Source organism: Blautia faecis (assembly GCF_027662325.1).
Lineage (GTDB): Bacteria > Bacillota > Clostridia > Lachnospirales > Lachnospiraceae > Blautia_A > Blautia_A faecis.
On record NZ_JAQDKY010000013.1, the window covers coordinates 17,202 to 37,255 of the forward strand.

15 protein-coding genes and 1 pseudogene are annotated in these 20,054 nt (G+C 45.4%); 2 read left to right on the forward strand and 14 right to left on the reverse strand.

The features are described from left to right. Positions 1–3: 3 nt before the first annotated feature. The 7 genes from PGQ38_RS08235 to PGQ38_RS08265 form a co-directional block, all read right to left on the reverse strand. A complete protein-coding gene (locus PGQ38_RS08235; protein ID WP_118578626.1) occupies positions 4–945 on the reverse strand; it encodes an ABC transporter permease in 942 nt (313 codons plus the stop codon). Continuing rightward, the gene (locus PGQ38_RS08240; RefSeq protein WP_226821942.1) at positions 945–2,075 is read right to left on the reverse strand and encodes an ABC transporter permease; all 1,131 of its coding nucleotides are present in this window, start codon (positions 2,073–2,075) and stop codon (positions 945–947) included. Before PGQ38_RS08240 ends, PGQ38_RS08235 begins: the two co-directional genes overlap by 1 nt. Next, positions 2,068–3,609, reverse strand: a complete 1,542-nt coding sequence (locus tag PGQ38_RS08245; protein WP_270431280.1) for an ABC transporter ATP-binding protein — start codon at positions 3,607–3,609, stop codon at positions 2,068–2,070. Before PGQ38_RS08245 ends, PGQ38_RS08240 begins: the two co-directional genes overlap by 8 nt. 271 nt (positions 3,610–3,880) lie before the next feature. Beyond that, positions 3,881–5,047 (reverse strand): BMP family lipoprotein, encoded by a 1,167-nt coding sequence (locus tag PGQ38_RS08250; protein WP_118578632.1) that lies wholly within the window; start codon positions 5,045–5,047, stop codon positions 3,881–3,883. Between the two features lie 217 nt (positions 5,048–5,264). Beyond that, a complete protein-coding gene (locus PGQ38_RS08255; protein ID WP_195699691.1) occupies positions 5,265–6,605 on the reverse strand; it encodes an MATE family efflux transporter in 1,341 nt (446 codons plus the stop codon). Positions 6,606–6,745: 140 nt separating this feature from the next. Then, on the reverse strand, positions 6,746–9,376 hold the full coding sequence (gene ppdK / locus PGQ38_RS08260) for a pyruvate, phosphate dikinase (RefSeq protein WP_118578636.1): 2,631 nt from the start codon (positions 9,374–9,376) through the stop codon (positions 6,746–6,748). A 166-nt stretch (positions 9,377–9,542) separates the two neighbouring features. Next, entirely contained in the window at positions 9,543–10,799 is a 1,257-nt protein-coding gene (locus PGQ38_RS08265; RefSeq protein WP_148462325.1) for a 6-phosphofructokinase, read from the reverse strand. A 303-nt stretch (positions 10,800–11,102) separates the two neighbouring features. Between PGQ38_RS08265 and PGQ38_RS08270 the strand changes: the two genes are divergently transcribed. Beyond that, on the forward strand, positions 11,103–11,981 hold the full coding sequence (locus tag PGQ38_RS08270; protein WP_270431285.1) for an aldose 1-epimerase family protein: 879 nt from the start codon (positions 11,103–11,105) through the stop codon (positions 11,979–11,981). A gap of 136 nt (positions 11,982–12,117) precedes the next feature. Here PGQ38_RS08270 and PGQ38_RS20555 read toward each other — a convergent pair whose 3' ends face one another. The 7 genes and pseudogenes from PGQ38_RS20555 to PGQ38_RS19875 form a co-directional block, all read right to left on the reverse strand. Beyond that, the gene (locus tag PGQ38_RS20555; protein WP_416386745.1) at positions 12,118–12,213 is read right to left on the reverse strand and encodes a DUF6783 domain-containing protein; all 96 of its coding nucleotides are present in this window, start codon (positions 12,211–12,213) and stop codon (positions 12,118–12,120) included. Next, positions 12,194–13,237, reverse strand: coding sequence for an acyltransferase (locus PGQ38_RS08275; protein ID WP_270431286.1), 1,044 nt, complete (start codon positions 13,235–13,237; stop codon positions 12,194–12,196). Before PGQ38_RS08275 ends, PGQ38_RS20555 begins: the two co-directional genes overlap by 20 nt. A gap of 199 nt (positions 13,238–13,436) precedes the next feature. Then, entirely contained in the window at positions 13,437–14,831 is a 1,395-nt protein-coding gene (locus PGQ38_RS08280) for a glycine--tRNA ligase (RefSeq protein ID WP_118578644.1), read from the reverse strand. A 209-nt stretch (positions 14,832–15,040) separates the two neighbouring features. Next, a complete protein-coding gene (gene recO / locus PGQ38_RS08285; protein WP_173716886.1) occupies positions 15,041–15,808 on the reverse strand; it encodes a DNA repair protein RecO in 768 nt (255 codons plus the stop codon). Positions 15,809–15,810: 2 nt separating this feature from the next. Then, on the reverse strand, positions 15,811–16,719 hold the full coding sequence (gene era / locus PGQ38_RS08290) for a GTPase Era (protein ID WP_118578648.1): 909 nt from the start codon (positions 16,717–16,719) through the stop codon (positions 15,811–15,813). Positions 16,720–16,758: 39 nt separating this feature from the next. Then, on the reverse strand, positions 16,759–19,683 hold the full coding sequence (locus PGQ38_RS08295; protein ID WP_270431289.1) for an insulinase family protein: 2,925 nt from the start codon (positions 19,681–19,683) through the stop codon (positions 16,759–16,761). Positions 19,684–19,753: 70 nt separating this feature from the next. After that, positions 19,754–19,939, reverse strand: a pseudogene (locus PGQ38_RS19875) (DUF6783 domain-containing protein); the annotation flags it as partial. Here PGQ38_RS19875 and PGQ38_RS19880 point away from each other — a divergent pair. Next, positions 19,856–20,032 (forward strand): DUF6783 domain-containing protein, encoded by a 177-nt coding sequence (locus tag PGQ38_RS19880; RefSeq protein ID WP_334285442.1) that lies wholly within the window; start codon positions 19,856–19,858, stop codon positions 20,030–20,032. The pseudogene PGQ38_RS19875 and the gene PGQ38_RS19880 sit on opposite strands and share 84 nt — an antisense overlap. Positions 20,033–20,054: the final 22 nt, after the last annotated feature.

The window sequence follows — 20,054 nt, forward strand, 5'->3', positions numbered from 1 at the left end:
GTGTCACCTCTGTCCTTTATCGTACGGAATACCTTCCGCCTTCGGCGCTCTGGAATTCTTGGATACAAACACCAGAACGATCAGGGAAATAATATATGGGAACATGTTGTATAATGTGCTGGGAAGCTTCAAGGCTACCAGCGCATCAAATCCTGTGTATACGTTTGACAGCGCACGGAAAAGACCGAACAGAAGGGCTGCCAGTCCGATGTTTACCGGCTTCCACTGTCCGAAGATCATAACAGCAAGTGCAAGGAAACCAAAACCAGCAACTCCGTTCTCAAATTTCCACTCACTTACACCGGCAGTGATATAAACCAGTCCCCCAAGACCGCCAAGTGCACCGGAGATCAAAACGCCTGCGTAACGCATTTTAAAAACATTGATACCTACCGAATCGGCTGCCTGTGGATGCTCACCACATGCCATCAGACGAAGTCCAAATCTGGTCTTATAAAGTACCACATAAGAAGCAAGGAGGATCAGCAGTGCAAAAAGCATGAACCAGCTGAATTCAAATTTTCCAATTCTTATCAAGAACGCTTTCTTAGCCACCTTGTAGGCAACTGTGGAAGAAACGTTGTCTGGGTTTTCTGCCATGTTGATGGCTCTTACGATAACAACAGCTGCAGCCGGTCCAAGAAGATTCAGGGCCGTACCAACCAGTGTCTGGTCTGCATTGAAATGAATGGCAGCCACACCAAGGAGCAGGGAAAATATCATTCCCACAAGTACACTGGCCAGAACCACCAGAAGGATCACAACTGGTGCCGGAGCGGAATCCGGAAGATATTTCATCATCAGGGCACCGCCAAGTGCACCCATAACCATAATTCCCTCAAGACCAATGTTGATGACACCGCTGTGCTCGGAAAAACAGCCGCCAAGTGCTACGAGAATTAATACAGAAGCAAATATTAATGTATACTGAATCAATAATAACATTATTTTTCTCCTCCTTTTGCAGCTTTTTTCTCATCTCTCCTGTCGAGATAACGGTTTAACCAGAGTTTGAAGAAGAATACAAATCCACACAGATAAATGATAAACGCGGAGATCAGATCAGAGATCTGTGCACAATACATGGTCTTATCCACATAGCTTCCACCACTTGTAATATGCTGGATAAAATAAGAGGAAAAAATTGCTCCGATGGGGTGAAGGCCGCCAAGGAAGGCTGCTGCGATTCCATTAAAGCCCATGCCCGGAACGGTTGTCTGCTGAACCATCCAGGTCTCAATTCCGCTGAGATAGAAAACAGCTGCACCAAGTCCTGCAAGACCGCCAGCGATCATCATGGTTACAATGGTATTTCTCTTCTCTTTCATGCCGCAGTATTTTGCAGCATTTTTGTTCATACCTGTTGCGCGAAGCTCAAAACCGAATTTTGTTTTTTCCAGAAGTACCCACACTACGATTGCCATTACCACAGAAATAATAAGACCGATGGATACGAATTTGTTTCCGGAAAAGATCTCGTCCAGTCCACAGTTGGGAAGAAGAGCACTCTTATTGCCGCTGGAAAGATCTACAGTGTATGGAGTAGACTCGGATTTCACCTGGGTAAGAAGCATATTCACCACATACAGGGAAATCCAGTTCAGCATGATACAGGAAATAACCTCGTTTACATTGAAGTAAGCCTTCAGTGCACCGGAGATGCCGCCTACCAGGGCTGCGATCACGATTGCTGCGATCATGCATACATACCAGGGCATGCCAAGTTTCAACGCAAAATACAGAGAAGCTCCGGCTCCAACTACATACTGTCCTGCTGCTCCAATGTTAAAAAGTCCAACCTTGTAAGCAAACAGAACGGACAGGGAACACATCAGAAGTGCGGAAGCCTTTACCAGTGTGGTTCCCATATACTTCATCATAGCCTTCTGGCTTGGATAGTAAAAATAATTCTTGATAATTGCAGTAATCGCACCCGCAGCTCCTGCAGGATTGATAATAAGAAGTACCAGATAACCGATGAGAAGACCGATCACAATGCATAAAAGAGAGGCAATGATGGTCTGAACCGCATTGTTTCTCAGAATGCTTTCTTTCTTTTTGGATTCATTATTCATTGCTCTTCGTCTCCTTTCTCTTCGATCCTGCCATGTAAAGGCCAAGTTCCTCTACGGTTACTTTTTTCGGATCAAATTCTCCTACGATTTCACCTTCGTACATTACCAGAATTCGGTCTGATACATTCATAACCTCATCCAGCTCCAGGCTGATCAGAAGAACACCTTTGCCTGCATCCCTTGCCTGTACCAGCTGTTTGTGAACATGCTCGATTGCTCCAACATCCAGACCACGGGTAGGCTGAACTGCGATCAAAAGCTCCGGATTCTTGTCAATCTCACGGGCAATGATTGCTTTCTGCTGGTTTCCACCAGACATGGATCTCGCCTTGGTGATGGCACCCTGACCGGAACGGATATCATACTGTTCGATCAGGCGGTTGGCATATCTGCGAATCTCTTTGCGTTTCAAAAAGCCCAGTTTATTGGTAAACTGTGGTTCGAAATATCTCTGAAGGACGATGTTGTCTTCCAGGGAATAATCAAGTACCAGGCCGTGTTTGTGACGGTCTTCCGGGATATGGCTCATGCCGGAGGTAAGGCGCTCACGGATTGGCATGTGAGTAATGTCTTTTCCATTCATAGTAATGATGCCGCTCTTCAGTGGCTCCAGACCGGAAAGTCCGTAAACAAATTCGGTCTGGCCATTTCCGTCGATTCCGGCGATACATACGATCTCACCTCTGTGGACCTGAAGAGAAACGCCGTTGACTGCGTTATTCTTATGATGCTTGGAAGCAACCACCATATCCTTGATATCCAGAACAACTTCACCGGGCTTTGCTTCTTCTTTCTCTACAATGAAGTTTACGTCTCGTCCAACCATCATGGCGGAAAGCTTCTCCGGGTTGGTATCCCTGATGTCTACGGTTCCGATGCATTTTCCCTTACGAAGAACGGTACAGCGGTCTGCAACCTGCATGATCTCACCAAGCTTGTGGGTAATGAATAGAATGCTTTTGCCCTCGGCTGCCAGATTTTTCATGATCTGCATAAGCTCCTGGATTTCCTGCGGAGTAAGTACTGCGGTAGGCTCATCAAAGATCAGGATCTCGTTGTCACGGTAAAGCATTTTCAGGATCTCGGTTCTCTGCTGCATACCTACTGTGGTATCCTCGATAATGGCATCCGGATCTACAGAAAGACCATATTTTTCGGAAAGGGCCATAACCTTTTTACGCGCGCCCTCTTTCTGAAGGAAACCGTTTTTTGTGGTCTCAACACCAAGGATAATATTATCCAGAACGCTGAAGCATTCTACCAATTTGAAATGCTGATGTACCATTCCAATGCCCAGGTCATTTGCATCGTTTGGATCTTTGATCTCAACTTTCTTTCCATCTTTGTGGATCTCGCCCTCTTCCGGCTGATACAGGCCGAACAGAACACTCATCAGAGTGGATTTACCTGCTCCATTTTCGCCAAGCAGAGCGTGGATTTCACCTTTTTTCAACTGAAGTGTGATATTATCATTTGCGATGATTCCGGGAAAACGCTTGGTTATTCCCAGCATTTCAATTGCATATTCACTCATCTTCGCTTTCTCCTTTTTTCATGGCAGATTCACAAACAGAACGCACAAGTGATAAAACGGTTACTGATCACTTCATTCACAAACCCCTCTCGAGCGAACAGTAATATAAGTCTTGTTATGACGGCACTTACGCAAAAAAGGGAAGTGGCCACTGCTCACTCCCCTTTTTATCACTGCATGGCCATTCTTCATGTTAAGACCAGTCTGCTTTCCTGTCGGAACCCTACCCGTGATTTATAATTGCATTTACTATGCGGAGTAGTTGGTTGTCTTATTTGATGCTGCCGTAATCATTTACTGTGATCTCAGTCTCTGGCATTGCTGTGATGTCGCTGCTTACTTCAATCTCGCCATTGTATAATTTCTTTACAAGATCTTTGTAATCATCTACAGTGAAATTGTCATCCCACTGGGTTGTCTCCATTGGGAGCTGTACATAGTTGTCTTCCGGGTTCTCAGATACAAGACCAAGATTGTCGATCTTTCCAGCGTAATCAGATTCCCAATTGCCATCCTTGATCGCATCAAGTGCAGTCTTTACTGTCGGTGCAAGACCCTTCATAGCGGAGGTAACAGTGATGTCCTCACCGATGATTCCGGACTGGTCAGAGTCAACACCGATTACCTTGCCGTCAACCTTCGCTGCTGCTTCTGCTGCAGATGTGTAGATTCCACCGCCGCATGCGAATACAACTTCAACGCCCTTGCTTCCGTACCAGGTATCCATGTAAGCTGTGATGTCTGCATCGCCGTAGAACTGTCCGCCGCATACATACTCAAGCTCAACGTCACTTGTGATTCCAAGCTCTTTGGCTGCTTCGTCTACGCCCTGAACATATCCATATCCAAAACGGGTAACAGCCGGTACAGACATACCGCCGAGGAATCCAAGATGCTTGTATCCAAGCTTCACAGCTGCATATCCAGCCATGTATCCGGAGATCTCTTCCTGATAGGTACAGCAGTAAACATTGTCTGCATTGTAGTAATCGGTCACTTCATAATCATCCGGATTGTAGGTGTATCCTTCGCCAACACCCTTCTCACAGATATCGCCTGCACTTACGTCTGGTGCAATAAACTTCACGTCCGGATACATCTCAGACTGCTCTACGATAGTAGCTGCGAACATATATCCCGGAAGTACGATCACGTTAGCTCCATCTGCTACAGCCTGGTCAACACTTGCGTTACGTGCCTCGTCAGAGTCGCTCTCTGGTTTATAATAGTTGAACTCAGAACCATTCTCTTCGGACCACGCCTTACATGCCTCGTAAGTGGTCTGGTTAAAGCTCTGGTCTGTAATATCACCAGAGTCAGTTACCATGGCGATCTTCATATCTCCAGCCTCAGCCTTCACCTCTGTCACTCCGTAAGCTGGTGCAAGGGAAAGTGCCATTGCACCTGCAAGAACCATAGCTGCAATTCTTTTCTTCATATTATTTTTCCTCCTTTTTTGAAATTGGCTTTGTTATCTCTACAATGACATATGTCTCACTTTTAAAACAGGACACATGTCCCTTTTTCTATATTTATTTTCATTTTCGTACAAAAAGGAGATTTTTTCAAGTGTTTTTTAGTATATTTTTTTATATTTGATTTTTTGTTAAAAGACATATGTCTCTTTTTTTATTTTCCGTATCATATATTTTGCCTTAATGATATTTATGCATCCGCACATTATAGCTGACGCATAAGATCACAGTAGCTCCGCTCCATGCTGCAATCTCTGCAAAGAAAATACCGTCCTGCCCGATAAAATGGGGAAGAATCAGCGCAGCACTGATACGCATGACAAATTCAGCCATACCACTTACCATAGGCATTAACGTATCTCCCAGTCCCTGCAGCGCAGATCTGTACACATACAGGAAGTACAACACCCAGAGCATGGCAGCCATAATAGAAAGGTATTTAAAAGCAATTGCAAGTACCTCCTGTGTCTGCTGCGGTTCACCTGAGATGAAAAGTGAGAGGATATTTTTTCCAAATAAAAACATGGCAGCAGAAATGATCAGTGAGGTAAGCAGGGAAAGCAGCATACTGCTGCGGACACCTTTCCTGATCCTGTCGATCCTTCTGGCTCCCAGATTCTGGCCCACATAAGTAACGATGGCATATCCATAAGAAATCGCTGCCATTTCCAACAGACCATAAAGCTTGTTTGTAGCTGTAAATCCTGCCACAAAAAGAAAGCCATAGCCATTGATCACATACTGGACTACCAGACCGCCTACACCGATAATGATATTCTGAAATACAACAGGAATACCAAGCTTCATCAGACGGGCATTCATTCCTGTGGCAGTCATAAAATCTGCTCTGGACAGATGAACAATATCAATTCTGCGTAAAATCAGAAAACAGTACACGGCAGAAAAACTCTGCGCAATCACAGTAGCGATTGCTGCCCCTGCCACACCCCATCCGAAGCCTGCCACAAAAAGGATATCCAATGAAATATTTAGTACAGATGCGATGATCATTGCCGTTAATGGTGTTTTACTGTTTCCCATAGCCCTTAAAGCAGCGGCAAACATATTATAAGCTGCAGTAGCCGGAATTCCGCAGAAAATAATACGCAGATATAATAATGACATTCCGATAATATTGGAAGGTGTATGCAGCCCTGTTAATACCAGTGCAGCAAAGGACTGGCTGAGAATGAATACTCCCACTGCGATGAATGCGGTCAGCCGATAACTGTGTGCCAGAGATTTTCGCAGATTTTCGAAATCCTTTGCACCATAATACTGCGCAAGCTGAATGGAAAATCCCTGAGTGAGACCAGTGGATATTCCTGTGACAACCCACAGCAGAAAGTCAACCGCACCCAGTGCAGCAAGGGCCTCCACACCTGCAATCTGGCCAACGACCATAGTATCCACCATTGTATAAAGCTGTTGACAGATATTCCCCAGCATCAAGGGAATTGCAAAAAGAATGATCAATCTCCCCGGCGAACCGGAGGTCATATCCTGAATCTTGGTTTTCATTAGTATAAAATTTCCTTTCTGGAGTATATTCCTGAAACAAAAAACCTTGAAGAACCGTATTTCTACAATTCTCCAAGGTTATTCTTATGCTTGGACACATATCATACTGAAGTATGACTTAAATATATATTCAGAATGAATTATTTATTCTTCTGAGCGATAGCTGCCTGAGCTGCTGCCAGACGAGCAACCGGTACACGGAATGGTGAGCAGGATACATAGTCAAGACCGATCTTGTTGCAGAACTCTACAGAAGATGGATCTCCACCGTGCTCTCCACAGATTCCGATGTGAAGGTTCGGGTTAACTGGCTTACCAAGTTTGATAGCCATATCCATAAGCTTACCAACGCCAACCTGATCCAGTTTTGCAAATGGATCGTTCTCGAAGATCTTAGCGTCATAGTATGCGTTAAGGAATTTACCAGCGTCATCACGGGAGAAGCCGTATGTCATCTGAGTTAAGTCGTTGGTACCGAAGCAGAAGAAGTCAGCCTCAGAAGCGATCTGGTCAGCTGTAAGAGCTGCACGTGGGATCTCGATCATTGTACCTACTTCATATTTCAGATCTACGCCTGCTGCTGCGATCTCAGCGTCAGCTGTCTCAACAACAAACTTCTTAACATATTTAAGCTCTTTGATATCACCTACTAACGGGATCATGATCTCTGGGCAGATGTTCCAGTCAGCGTGAGCTTTCTTTACATTGATAGCTGCACGGATAACTGCTGTTGTCTGCATCTTAGCGATCTCTGGGTAAGTAACTGCCAGACGGCATCCACGATGTCCCATCATTGGGTTGAACTCATGAAGAGAATTGATGATAGTCTTGATCTCTTCTACAGTCTTGCCCTGAGCGTCAGCAAGCTTCTTGATGTCTTCCTCTTCTGAAGGAACGAACTCATGAAGCGGCGGATCCAGGAAACGGATTGTTACAGGGTTGCCCTCGAGAGCCTCGAACAGACCTTCGAAGTCTTCCTGCTGATATGGAAGAACTTTTGCAAGTGCTGCTTCTCTCTCCTCAACTGTTGTGGAGCAGATCATCTCACGGAATGCATCGATACGTCCCTCACCGAAGAACATATGCTCTGTACGGCAAAGACCGATACCTTCAGCACCAAGCTCAACTGCTTTCTTAGCGTCAGCAGGAGTATCAGCGTTTGTACGAACCTTCATTGTTCTGTACTTGTCAGCCCATGCCATGATACGTCCGAACTCACCAGCGATTGTAGCGTCTACTGTCGGGATGATTCCGTCGTAGATGTTACCTGTTGTACCATCGATGGAAAGGAAATCTCCCTCGTGGAACTCTTTGCCAGCAAGTGTAAATTTCTTATTAGCTTCGTCCATAGCGATATCACCGCATCCGGATACACAGCACTCACCCATACCACGGGCAACTACTGCTGCATGAGATGTCATACCACCACGAACTGTCAGGATACCTTCAGCAGATTTCATACCTGTGATATCCTCTGGGGATGTCTCAAGACGAACAAGGATAACCTTCTCGCCTCTCTCAGCCCACTCTACAGCGTCATCAGCTGTGAATACGATCTTACCACAAGCAGCTCCTGGAGAAGCTCCAAGACCTTTGCCCATTGGTGTAGCAGCTTTCAGAGCCTTAGCGTCGAACTGCGGATGAAGAAGAGTATCAAGGTTACGAGGATCGATCATAGCTACTGCTTCTTCCTCTGTTCTCATTCCCTCATCAACAAGGTCACAAGCGATCTTCAGAGCAGCCTGAGCGGTTCTCTTACCATTACGTGTCTGCAGCATGTATAACTGGCCATGCTCAACAGTGAACTCCATATCCTGCATATCTCTGTAGTGTGTCTCCAGAGTATGGCAAACTTCTGTAAATTTCTTGAATGCTTCCGGGAACTTCTGCTCCATCTCAGCGATGTGCATAGGTGTACGAACACCAGCAACAACGTCCTCGCCCTGTGCATTGGTAAGGAACTCACCGAACAGACCTTTGTTTCCTGTAGCTGGGTCTCTTGTAAATGCAACACCAGTACCACAGTCATCACCCATGTTACCGAATGCCATCATCTGTACGTTAACAGCTGTACCCCAGGAATATGGGATATCGTTGTCACGACGATATACGTTGGCACGTGGGTTGTCCCAGGAACGGAATACGGCTTTGATTGCACCAACTAACTGCTCTTTCGGGTCAGCCGGGAAATCGGAACCGATTTTTTCTTTATATTCAGCCTTGAACTGCATAGCAAGTTCTTTAAGGTCGTCAGCTGTAAGCTCAACGTCAAGTTTAACGCCTCTTTCAGCTTTCATTTTGTCGATAAGCTCTTCGAAATATTTCTTACCAACTTCCATAACTACGTCAGAGTACATCTGGATAAATCTTCTGTAGCAGTCCCAAGCCCAACGTGGGTTGCCGGATTTCTCAGATAATACAGCTACAACGTCTTCATTTAAACCAAGGTTCAGGATAGTATCCATCATACCTGGCATAGAAGCTCTTGCGCCTGAACGAACGGAAACAAGCAGAGGATTCTCGATGTCACCGAATTTCTTTCCGGTAACTCCTTCCATCTTGGTGATTGCTTCCATGATCTGACCCATGATCTCGTCGTTGATCTGTCTTCCATCCTCATAGTACTGAGTACAAGCTTCAGTAGTGATTGTAAATCCCTGAGGTACAGGAAGTCCAAGGTTTGTCATCTCAGCAAGGTTAGCACCTTTACCACCCAGAAGGTTTCTCATATCAGCGTTACCTTCTGTAAACATGTAAACCCATTTTGCCATTTTACATTTTCCTCCTAAAAATTTGTTCATTGGTAACTGTTCAGTACCTTCACAGTTACTTTCATAAACATAAACTATGTTTTATACGCACATAGTTATTTTATAGGCTTATTCGTCATTCGTCAAGGTAATTCTGGCAAAAAACAGTCAATTTTTTATCATTTTCTCAATTTTTCTTTTTTCTTCCAGTATTCAGCACCAGATGACGGGGAACACCATTTACCATGATTGGCTGATAATCGCCCTGGATCAGTGGTTTAATATAGTCGATAAAGTCTTTGGTCACATTATTTGCATCCTTGTTCATCCAGTTTCTCGGAACCAGCTTCTCTTCATTGGCGATTCGGTGTACATCGTAAATTCCGGTAGCTGCCATATAGGGATCGTCAGATACACGGTCGATGACTACCATCTTGCCGGTGTCTCCTTCATCTGCTGCCTTTACGGCTGCACCTCCAACCATCATAGCCTCATCAATATCCACGCGGGATGCCATATGGGAAGCACTTCTCTGAAGTGTGGAAAGCTCTACGGCACGAGTCTTGCAGCCGCACTCTGCTGCCAGGAAATTAGCCAGATAAGTAGCTGTTCCCTGAAGCTGCTTGTGTCCAAATGCATCTACGTAATCCCCTACACTGCCCAGCTCGCAGACATAGCGTCCGTCAGCCAGCTTGATTCCTTCTGATACAGCAATGACAACGGAGGATTTCTTTTTCAGAAGGTCTTTCACTTTTGCGAGGAATTTCTCAATGTCAAAGGGAACCTCCGGAAGGTAAATAAGGTCTGGTCCTTCACAGTCTTCTGACTTGGAAAGTGCAGTGGCGCCTGTGAGCCAGCCCGCGTTTCTTCCCATGATCTCCATAATGGTGATCATATTTTTCTTATAGGTGAGGCCTTCTGCGTCACGGATCACCTCCTTGGTGGAAGCTGCAATATACTTAGCTGCGCTTCCGAAGCCTGGTGTATGATCGGTAAGTGCAAGGTCATTGTCAATGGTCTTCGGAACACCAAGGAATTTCTGGGTCTGTCCGGTAATGATAGCATAATCAGACAGCTTCTTGATAGTATCCATGGAATCATTTCCGCCAATGTAGATAAATGCATAGATCTCCAGTTTGTTCAGAATATCAAAGATTTTCTCATAGATAGCTCTGTCTTCATGGATTTCCGGAAGCTTATAACGGCAGGAACCCAGAAATGCGGACGGAGTCCTTTTCAGAAGCTCAATGTCAAGCTCGGAATGGATCTGGGTAGAAAGGTCGATATACTGCTCGTCAAGCAGCCCCTGGATTCCGTGAAGCATTCCATATACCTTGTCAAAGCCACGCTCTACTGCATTCTTATATACACCTGCAAGACTGGAATTGATTACAGATGTTGGGCCGCCGGACTGTCCTACAATAATATTTCTTTTCTTTGCCATGGTGGTATTCCTCCTCTATTTCGAATGGATGTGGGTGTCGAAATTTTCTATGGTCATTCACCCTATAATTGTATAGTTTACCAAAGACATATAGCAAAGTCAATGTGGTATTGTATATTTTGCATATTTAATTATGTTTTTATATCATTTTTATATGAATTTTTTATATTTTGGACAAATAATGCAATTTTTTGATAGTGAAATTTACAAATATAGTGATATAATGGAGAAAACGCGCTCTGTGGAGTGCAGCAGACAGAATTCGCGCTCCACATACAACATCACACATGGAGGTTTTACATCATGAAAAGAGTTTTGGAAAATGACTTTCTGAAAGTGACCATTGACGACCATGGGGCTGAGCTGGTCAGCATTTATGACAAAGAGAAAGACCGAGAGGTGATCTGGCAGGGAGATCCCAGGTTCTGGGGACGTCACGCGCCGGTTCTTTTTCCAAATGTAGGAAAGCATTATGGAAATCATTACCGGATCGGTGATAGGGAATATGCTTCCAAGCAGCATGGCTTTGCCCGTGACACAGATTTCACATGTATTGATTCCACACTGGATTCCGTAACCCACCAGATTCGTTCTACAGAAGAGACCAAAGAGGTTTATCCTTTTGATTTTGTGCTCCGCATCCGTCATATTCTGAAGGGGCGCACCCTTACAGTCAGCTGGAAGGTAGCAAATAACAGTGACACGGATATGTATTTCGCCATCGGCGGACATCCAGCATTTCGTGTTCCGGTTCTGCCGGATACCAGAAGAAGTGATTACCGCCTTACCTTCGACGGACAGGAAAGCCTTACATACCTTCTTCTTGACCCGGAGAGCGGCACGGCCAAGGCTGAGAAAAAGGCCACTCTGAAGCTGGAAAATGGCACCTGCCAGATTGAAGATCACATGTTTGACCACGATGCACTGGTATTTGACAACCAGATCACAAGAGCCGGCATCCAGCTGCCAGACGGCACTCCTTATCTGGAGCTGCGCTGTGTGGGATTCCCCAATTTCGGAATCTGGTCTGCTTCCCAGGATGCCCCATTTGTCTGCCTGGAGCCATGGATGGGACGCTGCGATGACTGTGGATTCACCGGAGATCTGTCGGAGAAGCCATTTATCAATCATCTGAAAATGGATGAAATGTTTGAGACGGCATATACTATTGAGATATTCTAAAACATGTTTGAAAGGGATTTTCTGCAAGATGTTCGTCACAATTTGTGGGAATGATTTTTCAAACAGGCTCTAAGCAGAGCAAAAAAATATCGGTACACCTTCCGCTCTTCTGGAAGTGTACCGATATTTTATTCACTCAATTTTCAGGCTCAGAAGACATCCTCAGTTTTTTCCCAGATCGTGTCTGAAAAAGGCTTTCTGCAAGATGTGCGTCACAATTTGCGGGAATGATTTTTCAAACAGGCTCTAGCATTAACGTAAACTGCCACCATCACCACAGTGACAGCAAACACAAACATCATCCCATACTGCTGGTATCCCATTGCAAGCAGGCTCCTTCTGCCTTTAAAGCATCTGGACAAGGCCTGCAGAACCGCGTAGTGAAGAACATAGATAAGCATGGAATAGTCTTTTCCCACTTTTGCCAATGCTCTGGTAAGCGAGTTCTCCACATAAAAATTCTGCCAGCCAATAAAAAGAAGAAAGATGCAGATTGCCAGAAAAATGGTTCCGACGTACTCTTCCTGAGTTCCCAGGGCATTTCGCTTTTCCAGCCACTTCTGCTCCATAACAGCCATATTCCAGAAAACAGGAAGTCCACACAGCAAAAGTCCCATTTTCTTCCTGTCCAGAAAGCCAAGAAGATCCTCCTTTCTGGATCCAAACCAGCAGCCCAGCCAGAAAAAGGGAAGTCCGCAGTACAGAAAGTTCCTTGCATAATAAATGTGACAGTCTTCTTTTCCCACAAAAAACAGGGAATAGCTTCCCTTTATGAGACTTCCCGCCAACAGCACCGGAATCGCCAGATAAGCCAGCTTTCTCAGTCCCAGATGTTCTACAATAAAAGCAATTACAAGCACATAGAGAAGTGCCTGCAGATACCACAGATGCGGCGAAAGCGGGGAAAAATTCCACAAAATAAAATCCTCCGGAACTCTTTCCTCAAACCTTGCAAGCAATGCTTCTTTTATATTTTCTCTTTTCTCAACTGCCAGAAGGATTTCCCATAGCAGGTAAAACAGATTTGCGCCAATGGTAATGGTGAAAATTTTGCCAAACTGCTTCAGTTCCCGTTTCTTCGCCACTGTTTCCGGGTAAAAGAATCCGGTGATCATAAAAAACACAGGCACTGCAAAGCGGCACAAGATCAGAAATTCATCTCCCCCCTGTATTTCCAGAGGCTTGTGGATCTCAACCACTGCAATAGCAGCCAGGCATTTCAAAATATCAATACACGTCCAACGTCTTTTTTTCATTTCCTCGTAACTCCAATAACTGCTGTTCCGGGCAAATACGGACAGCAAAAGGACCAACCATCTGATTTCAGAAAGTCAGCCCTTTTATTACTTTATATACATTCTAAACGGTTCCCACATGCTGCTGCGGCATTTTCAGATTCCTGTTACATTTTCAGATTCCTATTATATGAGGATTCTGAACTGCCTGTCACATAAATCAGAATGTAAATTTATCTGCGAAGTAAGCATCCAGCTCATCAATCTTAATACGAACCTGCTCCATGGAATCACGGTCACGGACAGTTACCATTCCGTCAGTTTCGGAATCGAAATCGTAGGTTACGCAGAACGGAGTACCGATTTCGTCCTGTCTTCTGTAACGTTTACCGATATTTCCACGATCATCAAATTCGCAGTTGTATTTCTTGGATAACTGAGCGTAGATTTTCTCAGCGCCCTCGTTCAGCTTCTTGGAAAGCGGAAGCACACCGATCTTAACCGGTGCAAGTGCCGGATGGAAGTGAAGAACTGTACGAACGTCGTTCTTCTCAGCATCCAGAACCTCCTCATCATATGCACTGCAAAGGAATGCAAGAACCACACGGTCAGCACCAAGTGACGGCTCGATTACATATGGGATATATTTCTGCTTCTTCTCATCATCAAAGTAAGTAAGATCCTGTCCGGATACATTCTGATGCTGGGTAAGGTCATAGTCAGTTCTGTCTGCGATTCCCCAAAGCTCGCCCCATCCAAACGGGAAAAGGAACTCAACGTCTGTAGTAGCCTTGCTGTAGAAGCTCAGCTCCTCCTTGTCATGGTCACGGTAACGTACTTCCTCATCCTTCAGTCCAAGAGAGTGCAGCCAGTTCAGGCAGAAGCTCTTCCAGTATGCAAACCACTCAAGGTCTGTGTCCGGCTCGCAGAAGAACTCAAGCTCCATCTGCTCGAACTCACGGGTACGGAATGTGAAGTTACCAGGTGTGATCTCGTTACGGAAGGATTTACCGATCTGACCGATACCAAACGGAATCTTCTTACGGGATGTTCTCTGTACGTTCTTGAAGTTTACAAAAATACCCTGTGCTGTCTCAGGTCTTAAATATACTGTATTCTTAGCATCCTCAGTTACACCCTGGAAGGTCTTGAACATCAGGTTGAACTGACGGATATCTGTGAAATTGTGTTTGCCGCAGGAAGGACATGGAACATTATGCTCTTCGATGAAATTCTTCATCTCTTCCTGAGACCATCCGTCTACAGAGCTCTCAAGCTCAATGCCATGCTCCTGGCTGTAATCCTCGATGATCTTATCTGCACGGAAACGCTCGTGACACTCTTTACAATCCATAAGCGGATCGGAAAAGCTTCCAAGATGTCCGGAGGCGATCCAGGTCTGCGGATTCATCAGGATGGCACAGTCAACACCTACGTTGTACGGAGACTCCTGAATGAATTTCTGCCACCATGCGCGCTTTACGTTATTCTTAAGCTCTACGCCAAGGTTGCCGTAATCCCATGTATTCGCAAGACCTCCATAGATCTCAGAACCCGGGTAAACAAATCCTCTTGCTTTTGCCAGAGCAATAATCTTGTCCATTGTTTTTTCCATGATATCTCTCCTCATTGTTTGATAGATGATTTTCTAATATTATACTCGCAACTTTTCTTTTTGTAAAGTTATACCGCGTACTCAATTCCGTACATTCTGCCGCAAAAACACAATTTCCGCACTTTTGAACAGCAAATCATGTGCTGCTATCGAAGTATAGAGCAAAGCACGTTAATCAACTTTCCTGTTATGTGCAACATCCAATCCACTTACATCATAACTTCTAATATCTGCAAACTCTTAAACTTCTTATCCGTATTCCCTGCCACATAAGGCTGAATATGCCGTTCCAACTCCCACAGCACCTCTTCGGTCACTGTAAAGCTATACAGCTTCGTCATGGGCGAGCTTACAATGTACTGCATGGTATAAAGTGCTGCCGGGGAAATCCGGCGTGCGGTTCTGGCTTCTCCGGGGCTTGCTTTCTTCAGGCAGTCCCCATCCAGGATCCCATGTGCCTCCTGGGAAAAGAACAGATTCTCTTTTCCGGCGATCTCCTCCCCACAGTTCACACACCGGAAAAGCTCCGGCATCAGCCCCTGCTCCGTCATAGTTCGCAGTTCAAAAATGCACCTTACCAGCCGGTCATCGATTTCCGGATTCAGGAGAGCCTTCACAGTGAGATAAAGAAGATTCATCATATTCTTCTCATCTGTGCCCTCTCTTCCGAAATAATCTGCCAGCTCCAGAAAGTAATAGCCATAATAAACTCCCGGCTGTCTGGCGGCCAGCTCCACAAAATGATGGGTCACGGTCACCTGGTTCAGATTGTAGCTGCTGCGCCCTTCATACAGGGTAAAATTCCCGAACACAAAAGGATTGACAGCTGCCATAAACGGGCTGTTCTGCCGTCTGGCGCCCTTGGCGAAAGCAGAAATCTTCCCCCGCTCCCTGGTAAGAAGCACGATCCGCTTGTCATACTCTCCCACGGGCTGCGCAGAAAGTACAATTCCCTGTACCGTGATCAGATCACTCATTTTCAGATTTCCTTCTTATCATATCCAAAGTTTTTGATCATAAAATCACTGTCACGCCAGTCTTTTTTCACCTTCACCCAAAGCTTCAGGTTTACCTTGGAATCCAGCATACGTTCCAATTCAAATCTGGCATTGCTGCCGATCTTCTTCAGCATGGCGCCGCCTTTTCCAATGATAATGCCCTTGTGGGAATCCCTCTCGCAAATAATGGTCGCCTCAATATCCACCATAGGATTTTTGCCCGGACGCTCCTTCATTTTGTCAATTGCCACTGCGATTCCATGTGGAATCTCAGCATCCAGTGCGTGGAGCGCCTTCTCGCGAATCACCTCTGCCACAATCTGGCGCTGAGGCTGGTCCGTTACAGTATCCTCATCATAGAACATGGGTCCATAAGGCAGATATTTCAAAATACTGTCAATAATATCCTCTGTATTCTGTCCGCGGAGGGCAGAGCAAGGGATAATCTCGGCAAAATCACAGATCTTACGGTACGTATCGATTGCCGGAAGGATCTCCTCTTTTTTCACTGTATCGATCTTATTAATGATCAAAATGACCGGCACGCCAACGCCCTGGAGCTGCTCTGCAATGTGGCGCTCACCGGCTCCGATGAAGGTAGACGGCTCAACCAGCCACATAATTGCATCCACCTCTTTCAGGGTGCGCTCTGCAACGGCTACCATATACTCTCCAAGCTTATTCTTCGCCTTATGGATACCAGGCGTATCCAAGAAAACGATCTGTCCCTTCTCACAGGTATAGACCGTCTGGATACGGTTTCTGGTGGTCTGGGGCTTCTTGGATGTGATCGCGATCTTCTGGCCGATCAGATGGTTCATCAGGGTAGATTTCCCAACATTCGGGCGGCCAATAATTGCAACAAATCCGGATTTAAAATCTGGTGTCATTAAAATATTTCCTCTTCTTTCTTAATCAGTTCTATATTATCAGCAGCTTACCAGCGGCTTTGTCTCCATAAATACATCCTTCGCCTTCTCGATAGCACTCTCACTTCCAACTACACAAAGCTGGTCATCAGAAAGAACTGCCTGGATCAGCGGAGCAAGTGCATGAATATCCTCAACAGTAGCATTCAGGATCTGGTCACGCTCCTTCTGCAGCATTTCCACAGTGAGACCGCGGAAATAAGCCATTCTGCCAAGTGCCCCCTGTGTCTGTGGTGTTCTTGGAACATCCTTTCCACTGATGGTTCCGATAATATATTTCGTCATCTCACGCTCATCCGCTGCGAAGGTGCGCACATATTCCGGCACGCCCTCATATACCTCAAGGGTGCGGCGAAGATGGGGATCTCTGTAGGATACAAAGAAGCTCTCTCCACTTCTCTTAAATCCGCTCATACAGCCATATGCGCCGCCCTTTACGCGAAGATTGATCCACAGATAATCATAGCTTAAAGCCACCTTAAGGATTTCCAGCGCTCCTGTATATGTGAATCCCTTTTTCACAAAGTTGCCTGTTCTTGCCACATACTGAACCTGTCCTGAGGTCTTGAATCCCTCGTTCTTTTTCTCGCAGGTAATGGCCACCTCCGGAACCTGACAGCTGCTCTCCTTCAGGCTCTTCTTCAGAGAGCCACTTAAAGCCTTCAGCTGTTCCACAGACTCTCTCTCACCTGTGTAGCTTACCATAAAAGAATCCCGGCGAATGATTTCCGCCATAGCATTCTCAAGTCCTGCCACGATTTCGGCTTTTTTGTCCTGGAAATTCTTCTCCAGATCCTCTATAAATTTATAATAGCCAACACCAGCCATCTCATCCTGGAATCTCGCCATCGGAGAACCATAGGAAGCGCCGCGAAGCACTGCTGTCTGATGTCCTGAGCCTATCAGGGAAGCCTGTCCCCTGGACTTGATCTCTGCAATAATTTCATAGAGACGCTTGGTATCTGTGATCTTAGAAGTATTCAGAATCTCTTCCATCATCTGGAAAAGGAAATCCATCTGAGGATAAAGTGCCTTTCCGCGAATGGTAAACATAGCACGGAATGCTTCCGGATCATCTGCCTTATCAAAAACATCCACACCACACTGAATACCGCCTGTTCTGGCATTAGTCTCGTTAAACAACTGACCGTATGTGTAATTCTCTGTATCCACATAACCAAGAACAGATTTCAAAAGTCCCAGATAATGGACTTTCTCTACAGCCATATCCTTGATCTCAAACATAACGTTCACATAACCGATTCCGTTGGTGCACACATCCTGATACAGGAACAGACTGTTATCTACCTGAAGCTCTTCATTGGAAAAACCGTTAACCTCTTTACGGATATCAGAGCGTTTCAGCATCGGAATACACTGAAGATCCTCCGGTCTCTCCTCTGATTCCTGGTAAGCTTCAAGAGCTTTGGTCTTCTCGACCATTTCCTCCAGCTGCCCATCGGAAAGACTGCTTCTGTAAGCCTCCAGCTTGTTCGCCAGTTCCTTCTCGCGCTGAGCGGAAAGCCCACGCTTCGGCACAAGTGTAAGGATCAGACCATGTGTATTATCAAGAAGCCATTTCTGGATCAGTTTCTCGAAATAGCCCTCATTTACAGCCTCCTTTAATCTGTCATAAATAGACAAAAGCTGTACCTGGGAAAAAGCATTCTCGTCATCATAGAGCCAGCTTCCCATAATATCCAGTCCATACATCAGCCCCTTGGGGAACTGTCCGAAATCGGCCTCCCGATAGCGGAACTCCATATAATTAATACCCGCAAGAATAGCCTTTTTGTCAATTCCATTTCGCACAATATCCTGAAGGCAATTACGGATAACAGAAACAAATTTCTCCTTCTGGGATGTCTTCGCACCTTTCGCCACAATAGAGAAGAACGGCTGCAGAACACCGTCACTATAATCGCCATAAATTTCCTTACCGATGCCGGCATCCAGAAGAGCCTGCTTCAGTGGTGCTCCGGGTGCGCTGAGAAGCGCATAATCCAGCACATCAAAAGCCACGCCAAGAGTGCTGTCCATAGCATTTCCCACAACCATATTGTAAGAAAGATACGTATTATCCTCTTCCTCCTCACTTTCAGAAACCGGATACTCGATCTGCAGCTCCTTCACCTGGGAAAAGGCAGCCTGCTCTTTAATCGCAGAATCCACATCCAGCGCATCAAAGGCAGACAGATATTTCTCATCAATAAAACGAAGCTTCTCCTCCATATCCATATTTCCATAGAGGTAAATATAGCTGTTAGAGGGATGATAATAGGTGCGGTGGAAATCCAGGAACTCCTCATAAGAAAGCTCCGGAATATTCTCAGGATTACCGCCGGATTCCACGCCATAGGTATTATCCGGGAAAAGATTATTCATGATCTCTCTGTCCAACACCTCGTCAGGGGAAGAAAATGCCCCCTTCATCTCATTATATACAACACCATTATAGGTAAGAGGACCTTCCTTCTGCTCCAGATGGTAATTCCAGCCCTCCTGGCGGAAAATCTCCTCCTTCTGGTAAATGTTCGGGTAAAAAACCGCATCCAAATAAACGTGCATCAGATTCTGGAAATCCTGGTCATTACAGCTGGCTACCGGATAACAGGTCTTATCCGGGTAGGTCATGGCATTCAGGAAGGTATTCAGTGAGCCTTTTACCAGCTCTACGAAAGGATCCTTCAGCGGAAATTCACGGGATCCGCACAAAACACTGTGCTCCAGAATGTGGGGAACACCAGTGCTGTTCTTCGGTGTGGTACGAAAGGCAATGGAAAATACCTTATTCTCATCATCATTCTCGATCAGAACCAGTCTGGCTCCTGTTTTCTTATGGCGAACCAGATATCCGGTGGAATGGATATCGGTCAATTTCTCCTGTTTCACAATCTCATATGCAGGAATATTCTCTTTTTTCATTTTTTCCTCCAAATAGTGCCCAATCAGTTTGTTTAAACAGCCGATATTGGGATGTATTTAATTCATTTCTTCAATTATGCCGAATTACACTGCACTTAAAAGCTTTATACAATGCAGCTGATAATTCTGGAGCATCTTCATCAGTTACAATAGGCGGTCTCTTAGAGCGTGTTTGAAAAATCATTCCCGCAATCTGCACGCCCCACTTTGCGGGAGATTTCACCCGAATTCGGTTGCCGTAGCCCGCTACGGCGCCCTCATCCGAGCGAAATCTCCCACAAACTGTGACGCACATCTTGCAGAAAGCCTTTTTCAAACACGCTCTAGCCTCTTCAACTTCTTGCATTAGTATAACACACAAAAAAGTATCT

Bases quoted from the DNA above. Each gene is read 5' to 3' on its own strand.
- PGQ38_RS08235 (WP_118578626.1), bottom strand. From the start codon at position 945: ATGTTATTATTGATTCAGTATACATTAATATTTGCTTCTGTATTAATT.
- PGQ38_RS08240 (WP_226821942.1), bottom strand. From the start codon at position 2,075: ATGAATAATGAATCCAAAAAGAAAGAAAGCATTCTGAGAAACAATGCG.
- PGQ38_RS08245 (WP_270431280.1), bottom strand. From the start codon at position 3,609: ATGAGTGAATATGCAATTGAAATGCTGGGAATAACCAAGCGTTTTCCC.
- PGQ38_RS08250 (WP_118578632.1), bottom strand. From the start codon at position 5,047: ATGAAGAAAAGAATTGCAGCTATGGTTCTTGCAGGTGCAATGGCACTT.
- PGQ38_RS08255 (WP_195699691.1), bottom strand. From the start codon at position 6,605: ATGAAAACCAAGATTCAGGATATGACCTCCGGTTCGCCGGGGAGATTG.
- ppdK (WP_118578636.1), bottom strand. From the start codon at position 9,376: ATGGCAAAATGGGTTTACATGTTTACAGAAGGTAACGCTGATATGAGA.
- PGQ38_RS08265 (WP_148462325.1), bottom strand. From the start codon at position 10,799: ATGGCAAAGAAAAGAAATATTATTGTAGGACAGTCCGGCGGCCCAACA.
- PGQ38_RS08270 (WP_270431285.1), top strand. From the start codon at position 11,103: ATGAAAAGAGTTTTGGAAAATGACTTTCTGAAAGTGACCATTGACGAC.
- PGQ38_RS08275 (WP_270431286.1), bottom strand. From the start codon at position 13,237: ATGAAAAAAAGACGTTGGACGTGTATTGATATTTTGAAATGCCTGGCT.
- PGQ38_RS08280 (WP_118578644.1), bottom strand. From the start codon at position 14,831: ATGGAAAAAACAATGGACAAGATTATTGCTCTGGCAAAAGCAAGAGGA.
- recO (WP_173716886.1), bottom strand. From the start codon at position 15,808: ATGAGTGATCTGATCACGGTACAGGGAATTGTACTTTCTGCGCAGCCC.
- era (WP_118578648.1), bottom strand. From the start codon at position 16,719: ATGACACCAGATTTTAAATCCGGATTTGTTGCAATTATTGGCCGCCCG.
- PGQ38_RS08295 (WP_270431289.1), bottom strand. From the start codon at position 19,683: ATGAAAAAAGAGAATATTCCTGCATATGAGATTGTGAAACAGGAGAAA.